4 protein-coding genes and 1 pseudogene are annotated in these 5506 nt (G+C 62.9%); 2 read left to right on the top strand and 3 right to left on the bottom strand.

Annotated features, from left to right (window positions below; genetic code table 11):
• Nucleotides 1–134: 134 nt before the first annotated feature.
• Nucleotides 135–666 (top strand): annotated as a pseudogene (locus VQ045_RS21135) (transposase); the annotation flags it as partial.
• Nucleotides 667–794: 128 nt separating this feature from the next.
• Here VQ045_RS21135 and VQ045_RS21130 read toward each other — a convergent pair.
• Together VQ045_RS21130 and VQ045_RS21125 are read right to left on the bottom strand one after the other, a co-directional pair.
• The gene (locus VQ045_RS21130; RefSeq protein WP_331831525.1) at nt 795–1733 is read right to left on the bottom strand and encodes an NAD-dependent epimerase/dehydratase family protein; all 939 of its coding nucleotides are present in this window, start codon (nt 1731–1733) and stop codon (nt 795–797) included.
• A gap of 5 nt (nt 1734–1738) precedes the next feature.
• Nucleotides 1739–1861, bottom strand: a complete 123-nt coding sequence (locus VQ045_RS21125) for a hypothetical protein (protein WP_331831524.1) — start codon at nt 1859–1861, stop codon at nt 1739–1741.
• Between the two features lie 739 nt (nt 1862–2600).
• On the opposite strand from VQ045_RS21125, the gene VQ045_RS21115 reads away from it, so the two are divergent.
• A complete protein-coding gene (locus VQ045_RS21115) occupies nt 2601–3197 on the top strand; it encodes a glycosyltransferase family 25 protein (protein ID WP_331831523.1) in 597 nt (198 codons plus the stop codon).
• Between the two features lie 491 nt (nt 3198–3688).
• Here the strand turns inward: VQ045_RS21115 and VQ045_RS21110 are convergent, their stop codons facing one another.
• Complete coding sequence (locus VQ045_RS21110) at nt 3689–5353, bottom strand: polysaccharide biosynthesis protein (RefSeq protein ID WP_442879928.1); 1665 nt, start codon at nt 5351–5353, stop codon at nt 3689–3691.
• Between the last annotated feature and the right edge of the window lie 153 nt (nt 5354–5506).

Below are 5506 nucleotides of genomic sequence, written 5' to 3'. Positions count from 1 at the left end.
GAAGCGACATCCTGGCATCATCGATATTTGAGGCATGCTTCCTCCACCGCATCATCTGCGGTGTTAGAAAGAGTCGCGACGCCTCAAGACCACACAACATGCGCAAGAGCCACTTTTCCGATGCAAGTCCAGTTCCCGTGTCCGTGCAGCCAAACATGAAGACCGATCTGCGCGAGGTCCGCGACGCACCGGATCGAGCGACGGCCGAGACGGCAATCACCGTCTTCAAGGAAAAATACGGCGTCAAATATCCGAAAGCCGCCCTATGCCTCGTGAAGGATCGCGAGCCGCTTCTGGCCTTCTTCGACTTCCCGGCCGAACACTGGGACCATTTGCGCACGGCGAACCCGATCGAGAGCGTCTTCGCTACCGTCCGGCATCGCACCGTACGGACCAAGGGTGCCCTCTCGCACAAGTCCGCCCGGCNATTTGCGCACGGCGAACCCGATCGAGAGCGTCTTCGCTACCGTCCGGCATCGCACCGTACGGACCAAGGGTGCCCTCTCGCACAAGTCCGCCCGGCTGATGGTCTTCAAGCTCGTCATCGCGGCAGCCAGAACCTGGCGAAGGCTGAAGGGCGAAAACCGCTTGCCGATGGTCATCGCAGGCGTCACATTCACAGACGGCGTCGCGGTCATCCCCGACGCCAATCAACGCGCCGCCTGATCGCTCGCGTCACCCAAATCCAACCATAGCTCTGCCGGACGTCGTGCCAGGTCATGAGGCCCCGGCGCGAGGGCCGCGCCCGAGGGAGCCGCCGCGATTCCATCCGTTTGTGTGGGGGGGGGGATGGATCAGAGAGCGCCGTCGGCGGCGAGACGACGCAGCTTCTCCTGTGTCGTCAGCGGCGAACTCCAGCCAAGGAGGTCTTTCAGCGGCTGCGTTTCCAGCACAAACGGCGCCGTTGCGGCACGCCAGACCGTGTCCTTTCCGATCGCGCCTATCAATCGTTGCAGAACGCCCACCGGTGCTGGAAGCAGAAGCGGCGCGCGGCCCCAGCCGGTGCGGAGCGCGCGCACGATTCCTGCCGGCGTGATAGGTTCCTCGTCGGCGACCAGGAGCGTCGTTCCGGCGGCGGTGGGGACATCAAGAGATGCGTCGATCACCTGTGCCAGATGATCGACGGCCACCAAGCTGCGCGGCCCACCCAGCCCCTCTAGTGGCAGAGGCACCGGCATTCTTGCGAGCTTGACCAGAACCGCAACGTTGCCCCTCCCGCCAGCCCCGTAGACGGGGGCCGGTCGGAGCACGCATCCTTCCGTTTCGGTGCCGGATAAGCTGGTCCAGAAGGCCGCTTCCCCCTCTGCCTTGGAGATGGCGTAGGGACTGGCCGGAGCGAGCGGGTCAGAAGCCGAGACGCTCTTGTCCGCCGAGGGCCCATGGACGTTGGCGCTGCTGATGAAAATCATGCGGCGGACGCGCTCGCGCGCGGCCCGCCGCGCCAGAGCAGCGGTCGCCTCGACATTGGCGCGACGCAGGGCGACAAGGTCGCCGCTTTGCGGTTCGCTTCGTGACGGGTTGAGCGCCCCCAGATGGATGACGGCGTCGGTGCCTTCTGGCCAGGCAGCCCATGCCTCGATCTCGGCGAGATCAGCCGGTCCCATCACCGCGTCCGTCCGGTCCTCGGGCGCACTGCCGCGCGACAGCGCCAGCACGCGATGTCCCTCTTCTTTCAGTCTCGCCGCGAGATGTCGTCCGACGAAGCCGCCGGCACCGGTCATGAGGATCTGCATTGTTCCTATCTTTGTCCCGCAAAACAGGCGCGAAAAATACCGCGTTCGGCATCGGTGAACAGCCGTTCGACACGGCTTCTCCCTCCCGGCAGGAAGCGCAACCAGTCTTCCATTTTCCCGTCATGCATCCGCATCTCCCGCTGCTTTCCCACCCGCGACATTCTCATCTTGTTTGTCGCGCTGCTCTCATCCTGATTGTCGCTGTGCAGGACCGATGTCGATATTGGTGCCTGGAATTGATCTTGGCAAGAAACTATGCAGCCCCGCCCTGCTCGACGAGACCGGCGCTACCGTCTTGCGGCGGCGGCTTCGTCGCGACGGTGTTGTGAAGTTTGTCGTTAAGCTGCCTTCCTGCATCGCAGCGATGGAAGCGTGCTGCAGCGCCTATCATCTCGGGGGCGTGTTTGGATCTTCTGCCGCCCCACGGCCTGTTGATAGCGAACGAAACGAGCCCACCCGCACGCGGACCAAGCCGTATGTCCATCGCGCTGGCCGGTCTGCTGACCCCGCCCGAGATCCGCCGGCTCCTCGCCCGCCTCCGTTCTAACGAGACCGCCACCCGACAGCTTCATATGGGCCTGGCCGCGATGGCGACGAAGCCATCAAGCCACCGCAGCCCTCGCACACCGGACAGCACGCTGGCATGCGCAACTGTGGTACTTTCCGGGGCGACTGAGCTTGCCTTGACATTGCCTGATGTTCGCGCAATCGACTCCCGAAACGGGGACCGGCGGCCCGTCCGCGAAAGAGTTGTCTTGAAGATCAATTACTACGTCATCAATCTGGATCGGTCTCCGGAGCGCCTTGCGGCGATCGGTGCCGATGCCGCCGCGATCGGTATCGACCTGATACGGGTCAAGGCGGTCGATGGGAAGACCGTGCCGCCTGCACGGCAAGATTCCGATGGACGGCGAATATGGCTGTTATCAGAGCCATATCGACGTGTTCGATGCCTTCCTGGCCAGCGACGCCGACATCGCCGTGATCTTCGAGGACGATGTGCGACTGACGCCCGCGCTTCTGCCGGCGCTCGATCGGATCGTCGCCGTGGATGATTGGGACGTTGTGAAACTGATGCACCATCGCCTGCCCGTGTTCCGTGGGCATCGTTCGATCGGCGGTGGTCACCGGCTGGGGACGTCGCTGTTCGGCCCGACCGGTAGCTCGGCCGCCTATGTCGTCAATCGACAAGGTGCCAGCGCGCTGCGGCAGCGGCTCGTTCCGATGCAGCTTCCTTACGATGTGGCGTTGGAACGCGGCTGGGCACTCGGCGTCAGGGTGCGCCACGTCGAACCGGATCTGGTTGCCGGCAATCCGCTCACCCAGCAGAGCCTGATCGGCGGGCGAGCAAAATACTCGGCGATGAAGCTGGCGCCGTGGCGGCGTCTGACGACCTTGCTCTTCCGGACGGCGGAAGTGGTGCGGCGCGCACGCTTCGGCCTTAGCGGGCGCAGCAGTCGATGATCAAACGCTGGCTCCTGGCCCGGCGATCCTTCGATGCGCCACTCTTTGCCCTGGCGATCGCCATAGAGCTATGGTTGGATTTGGGTGACGCGGGCGATCAGGCGGCGCGTTGATTGGCGTCGGGGATGACCGCGACGCCGTCTGTGAATGTGACGCCTGCGATGACCATCGGCAAGCGGTTTGCCGGCAATTTCGGCTTGGAGGATTTGGGTCTCATCTTCGTTCCTTCGTCACTACGACGAGACCCAAATCCTCCTCAAATCACAACCGTATTTCTGTGCCATTGGTGCTGACGGCGGACACCGATCCCGAAGAGAAGCGAGGCCCCGCGAATGACGTCAAATGCCGGTACATCGGAAAGCTCAAAAGGCGCGACCTCAATACGCCGAATAGAGAAGACCCCTACCGTCACCCCCGTGCGTTTTCACCGCGCCGAAAAGTCGTGCGACGTCGACTTCGGGAGGGCGCCTTCCCGGAAACCGCCTCAACGATCATGGGCGATCGGCCTTGTCGAGACCCTCGAGCGTGAGCGAAACCTGTTCAACCGCACGCGGATGGCCATCGCCCTGCATCATGGCGAGCACCTCCTCGCCGGGGCTGAACTCGGTGACGGTCGCCTTCAATAGACGCAGGGCTCCCGCGACGTCATTGACGTCGATCAGACGCCTCATCTCATCGAAGATACGCACGATGACGCCGCGCTCGATCGCGCGCGGGAACGCGACGAGAATTCCCTCGATATCCGTCGGTCCCAAGGTCTCGCGGGAATCGAACAGCTCTTCGTAGAGTTTTTCCCCCGGTCGCAAGCCCGTGTAGACGATGTTCACGTCGATATCCGGCCGCAAGCCGGAGAGGCGGATGACGTTGCGCGCGAGATCGGCGATCTTCACCGCGGCGCCCATGTCGACCACGAAGATCCGCCCCCGTTCCTCGGGGTCCTCCAGACTATGGGCGGCCGATTGCAGCACCAGAAGGCAGGCTTCCGGTATCGTCATGAAGTAACGTTCGATCTCCGGATGGGTGACCGTCAGCGGTCCACCGGCCTTCAATTGCTTTTCGAAAAGCGGAACCACCGAACCGGCCGAACCGAGGACATTGCCAAAGCGGACGGTGACGAAACGCGTTCCGGCCTTATCGGAACCCAAATCCATCGCCTGGCAGAACATCTCCGCCATGCGCTTGCTGGCGCCCATGACATTCGCCGGATTGACGGCTTTGTCCGTGGAGACCATGACCACGGCGCCTACCTTCGCGCGCACCGCGGCCTCGGCGACATTGCGGGTTCCGATCGCATTGGTGAACAGCCCTTCGAGCGGCTGCGCTTCGACGATCGGAACATGCTTCAGTGCCGCAGCGTGAAAAATAACGTCCGGCCGGTGCGTATCGATAATGCGGGCGATCGCTTCCTTCTCACGCACGTTACACAACAGCGGATACAGGGCGTATTGGGGGTTGCCTCGACGCAGTTCGCCGTCGATCGCGTAAAGCAGGTACTCACTGGCATCCACAAGGATCAGGCTGGCCGGTTCCAGGGCGACGATCTGACGGACGAGTTCCGATCCGATCGAACCGCCCGCTCCGGTGATCAGGATCTTTTGACCCTTGATCATCGTCGCCATTTTCGGAACGTCCAAGCGTAGCGGTTTGCGCTGCAACAAATCCTCCAGCTTGATCGGGCGGACTTCCACTTCCGAGCCGACTTCGCGAAGGTCGAGAACCTTGGGCAAGCGCAGCATCTCCAGACGATGCTCGCTGGCGATGTCGATCAAATCCTGAATCCGCGCGTGGCGCTCGTAGTCCTCGCGCGTCCGCGTCAGGATCAAGGCTTCGGGCCGGCGCCCCCGGCGATCGAACCGCCGGATGATCTGCGGCAGTTTCTCCATTCCCCCCAGCACCGGAACGCCGCGAATGAACCGGCCGGTGCGGCGTCCCCGTTCGTCGATGATCGCCAGAACATCGAAGGATTGTCCACTTCGCTCCGCGATGGTCTTCAAGAATGTCTCGGTGTTGTCGCCAGCACCGATCAGCAAGACGCGCTTGGCCGCGCCGCCGTCCCTGTCACGGGCGCGGCGCGTATCCCGCCAGTTGCGGTATACCCGATAGACGGCGCGCGGCGTCGCCAGCAAGACGATCAGAAACGCCCACGCGATAATCATCGACGAGCGCGGGATCGCCTCCAGCCGCACCAGCAGGAAATGGGAATGTCCCGGTCTCTGTTGAAACTCTGAAGTGGGCGGCGTTGCCCGCCTTGAGCCGTTAGGCTCGGGGTGCCGATTCCACTGAGGAGAGCAACGCCATGAAGAAAGATA

Source organism: Aurantimonas sp. E1-2-R+4, assembly GCF_036549515.1.
GTDB classification, from domain to species: Bacteria; Pseudomonadota; Alphaproteobacteria; order Rhizobiales; family Rhizobiaceae; genus Aurantimonas; species Aurantimonas coralicida_A.
Note: the sequence above shows the minus strand (reverse complement) of the source record. Positions and strands in the feature narration are given on the sequence as shown.

Bases quoted from the DNA above. Each gene is read 5' to 3' on its own strand.
- VQ045_RS21130 (WP_331831525.1), bottom strand. From the start codon at position 1,733: ATGCAGATCCTCATGACCGGTGCCGGCGGCTTCGTCGGACGACATCTC.
- VQ045_RS21125 (WP_331831524.1), bottom strand. From the start codon at position 1,861: ATGCATGACGGGAAAATGGAAGACTGGTTGCGCTTCCTGCCGGGAGGG.
- VQ045_RS21115 (WP_331831523.1), top strand. From the start codon at position 2,601: ATGGGAAGACCGTGCCGCCTGCACGGCAAGATTCCGATGGACGGCGAA.
- VQ045_RS21110 (WP_442879928.1), bottom strand. From the start codon at position 5,353: ATGATTATCGCGTGGGCGTTTCTGATCGTCTTGCTGGCGACGCCGCGC.